The organism is Actinophytocola sp. (assembly GCF_045807065.1).
In the GTDB taxonomy this organism is placed as follows: domain Bacteria; phylum Actinomycetota; class Actinomycetes; order Mycobacteriales; family Pseudonocardiaceae; genus Actinophytocola.
Genome location: NZ_JBJMIE010000363.1, coordinates 1 through 3654, shown reverse-complemented (window position 1 = coordinate 3654; position 3654 = coordinate 1). Strand labels below are relative to the sequence as shown.

Here is a 3654-nt window from a genome sequence, read left to right as displayed (position 1 = left end):
CCCGGCCCAGGCGGTTGCCGTCCGCACCTGCTGGGGGTTGAAGTGTGCGGACGGTGGTGGCAGGTGCGGGGTCGTGCACCTGCCGTCCACACCGGCAGTTGCATGGAGGCTGCCGGCGGGACTTGCTTGTGCGGCGTCAGACCGAGTGCGGACACGTGGTCGGCCATGTCGCCAGTCGGTGGCGGATGGTGGCTGGGCGCCGGACCGAGATGGTCTTTGGAGGCTCGGCCCGGCACCTGCCGTCCCTCTGGCCCGCTGAAGGGTGAAGCGGGTGAGGACGTTGTGGGGGCGGCGCGGGTCATGAGGCTGCCCTCAGGTCGCCTTGGTCTCGATGGGGTCTGGTGGGGGTCGCGGCCAGTTCCTGGAGGGTTGCTCGGGCCGCGTGGGTCAGTGGGCCCCTTGGCCTCGGGTGGAAGTCGCCGCGTTCCAGGGACTGGGCCAGCTGGGGTTCGGGGCGCATCGCGGCCAGGAGGGGGATGCCTGCTGAGGCCGCGATCTCGTCCGCGCGGAGGCCGCCCGGGGACGGGCCGCGGACAACCAACTGCGGACTCGCGCCTCGGTCTGTCAGTTCCCTTGCCAGTTGTCTGGCGCTCACCGCGGCGCGGATCTCGGCCGGGGCGAGGATGACCGTCAGGTCGGCGCGGTCTATCGCTGTCCAGGACGCTGCTTCCAGCCGCCTCGGGAGGTCGCAGATCACGACCTCGCCCGCACGGCGGCCGGCTTCGATGACGGCGGCCACCGCGTCCGGGGGCGGGGCCTCACCCTGGCGTGCGCCGGAAAGCAGGGTCAGTTGGGCCTTGCCCCGCCTTCTCGCCGGCAGCGACGTGTGCAGCGAGGCGGCTGCCACCCTGCCCGCGCTCAGTCGCATGTCCGGCCAGCGGAGCCCTTTCTCCGTCTCCGCGCCCAGCACCAGGTCCAGGCCGCCGCCCTTGGGGTCGCAGTCGATCAGGAGGGTGTTGTCACCCGCCTGTAGTGCGGTCAGGCCTACTGCCACGGCGAAGACGGACGCGCCCGCGCCGCCCCTCGCGCCGAGGACCGTCAGGACCTTGCCCGTGCTGCTCGCCGGGCCCTCCATCGCGTCGGCCAGGGCGTTCACCAGCCAGGGTTCGGCGCCGGGCAGGGTTATCACGCGTTCCGCGCCGATCTCCATCGCCTGTTTCCACAGTTCCGGCGGCTCCGGATCGGTGGCTACCACGACGATCGAGGCGCGGGGTGGCAGCGACTCGGCCGCGCATCCGGCTACGCCCGCCTGGTCCAGGAGGATCAGCGGGGCACTGGACCAGCGTTGTCGTGCTGCCGCGGCGTCCGGGACGCGTTCCAGCTCGCAGGCCGCCGCGACGGCGACCTTCAACAGGTCGTCGAGCAGTGCCTCGTCGGATACGAAGGCCACCGGCCGGTTCGCGTCCACCACATCCCCCTCGGGTCCGTTGCCGGGCGGAGTGCCCGGGTCTGGTTCCACCATCGGGCGGGAGCGGGGTGGGGATCAACGGCCCAAGATCAACATGTGGACAACTGGGGCGGCTGTGGACAACTGCCGAATGGCAGATGTGAAAAGGGACGACCCCCGCCAGGGGGGAGGGACGGGGGTCGTCAGAGGTTCAGCCCCGGGGGGTCGGACTGAACCGGTCCGGCATGACGCCGGATGAGACCACTGTATCCCGTTGGCTCCCAGTCTTGGTTGCAACTTGCTCGAAGTGCCGCAACAAGTCGGCCCCAACGTGCACCACCTGCGCCAACCCGCGACAACCGATATGTCACTCCTATGCTGGGCCGGGTGACCGAACGCCACGGCCCGCGCGCCGCCGCCTTCTTCGACCTGGACAAGACGGTGATCGCCAAGTCCAGCACGCTGGCTTTCAGCCGGCCGTTCTTCCGCAACGGTCTGATCAACCGGCGGGCGGTGCTCAAGGGCGCCTACGCCCAGTTCGTGTTCGCCGCGTCCGGGGCCGACGCCGACCAGGTCGAGCGCATCCGCGCCCACCTCGCCGCCCTGTGCACCGGCTGGGACGTCCAGCAGGTGCGCGCCATCGTCGAGGAGACGCTGCACGACGTCGTCGACCCGCTGGTCTACGCGGAGGCCACCGACCTGGTCGCGCGGCACCGGGACGAGGACCTGGACATCGTGGTCGTCTCGGCGTCCGGGGCCGAGATCGTCACGCCCATCTCGGAGATGATCGGCGCGACGCACAGCCTCGGCACCCGCATGGTCGAGGCGAAGGGCAAGTACACCGGCGAGATCGAGTTCTACTGCTACGGCGAGAACAAGGCCACCGCGATGAAGGAACTCGCGGCGACCCACGGCTACGACCTCGGCGCGAGCTACGCCTACTCCGACTCCATCACCGACCTCCCGATGTTGGAGGCCGTCGGTCACCCGAACGTAGTAAATCCGGACCGAGGACTGCGGGCGCTGGCTACCCAACGTGGCTGGCCGATCCTCGAGTTCACCAAACCGGTGTCGCTGCGGTCCCGCTTCCAACCGTCCGGCGCGGCCGTCGCCATGACCGCCATCAGTCTCGGCGCGATCGCGACCGCGGGAGCCACCTGGTACGGCATCCACCGCCGCCGGAAACGTTGAGACATTTCAAGGAATGGCACTGGCCCGGCGAAAGTGAACATTCATTACCGTGAGCGAGAAGAATACGCTCACGATGAGTTGCCCTCAACCACTGATGGAGTCTGTAACGGTGCACCCGACCGTGGTCTTGAAGTGACCTTGACCACTGAGTACAAAGGAGATGCGGACTTCCAGTCGGCCAGGGGCCAGTCGAAGAGAAGCCTGGTCCACCCCGGTGGAACTCCGTGCACGAGCACCGGGCACCCACGCGCAGCACGCCGCGGGAGGCATGTCGTCAAGGACTGCGTACCGGGACGCCGGACGCCGAGGCCGGGTAGGTACGACACCGTTGCACGCCTGGTAACCCGAAGTGCTCGTGCGGCTGACTGGGCGACCCCAGACCGCCTTTCCCAGGCGGACCGGGGTCGCCCAGTTACTTTCTGGGGAAAGTCACGGCACGCGCTTTTGTCGGTGCGGCGGGTTAGGTTAGTCCGAACACCTGCTTGTCCACGAGATGACCTTGTGGGTAACTTACCAGTGCTGCAAGCTCTCGGTTAAGAGGTTACGGATTGTCCCGCTCGGCCGGCCAAGGAGGCCGCTGTGTCCTTGTCCAGATCGTCCGCCCGTCGCTCCCTGTCCGCCGCGATCGCGGTGGTGGCGACCGCTGCCATGGTTAACGGCGTGCACCCACCCGCGGCGGTGGCCGGCACAGCGAGGCCGCAGATAGGCCCCGGCCTGGCGGCCGAGGCGGTGGCCAAGCGGGTCATGCACGGCATGTCGCTCGACCAGAAGATCGCCCAGCTGTTCGTCGTCTCCGTGTGGGGCAAGAGCGCGAACGAGGTCAACCCCACCAACCAGACGAACTACGGCGTCGACACGCCCGCGCAGGTGATCCAGAAGTACGGCGTCGGCGGCGTCATCTACTTCAACAACAGCGGCACCGACAACGTGGACGACCCGGCCCAGGTGACGGCCCTGTCCAACGGCCTGCAGCGGGCCGCGATCAGCTCGAACACGCACATCCCGCTGATCGTCGCCATCGACCAGGAGGGTGGCAACGTCTCGAGTTTGGATTAGCGTGGTTTAGTGTTAGAGTG

At 68.4% G+C, this 3654-nt stretch carries 3 protein-coding genes; 2 read left to right on the top strand and 1 reads right to left on the bottom strand.

All coding sequences use genetic code 11. The annotated features are described in order from the left end of the window. Window positions 1–298: 298 nt before the first annotated feature. Window positions 299–1462, bottom strand: a complete 1164-nt coding sequence (gene ssd / locus ACJ73U_RS21165; protein ID WP_407779401.1) for a septum site-determining protein Ssd — start codon at window positions 1460–1462, stop codon at window positions 299–301. Between the two features lie 300 nt (window positions 1463–1762). On the opposite strand from ssd, the gene ACJ73U_RS21160 reads away from it, so the two are divergent. Beyond that, complete coding sequence (locus tag ACJ73U_RS21160) at window positions 1763–2578, top strand: HAD-IB family hydrolase (RefSeq protein WP_407779400.1); 816 nt, start codon at window positions 1763–1765, stop codon at window positions 2576–2578. Window positions 2579–3157: 579 nt separating this feature from the next. Beyond that, window positions 3158–3634, top strand: coding sequence for a glycoside hydrolase family 3 N-terminal domain-containing protein (locus ACJ73U_RS21155; protein WP_407779399.1), 477 nt, complete (start codon window positions 3158–3160; stop codon window positions 3632–3634). Window positions 3635–3654: the final 20 nt, after the last annotated feature.

Bases quoted from the DNA above. Each gene is read 5' to 3' on its own strand.
- ssd (WP_407779401.1), bottom strand. From the start codon at position 1,462: ATGGTGGAACCAGACCCGGGCACTCCGCCCGGCAACGGACCCGAGGGG.
- ACJ73U_RS21160 (WP_407779400.1), top strand. From the start codon at position 1,763: ATGCTGGGCCGGGTGACCGAACGCCACGGCCCGCGCGCCGCCGCCTTC.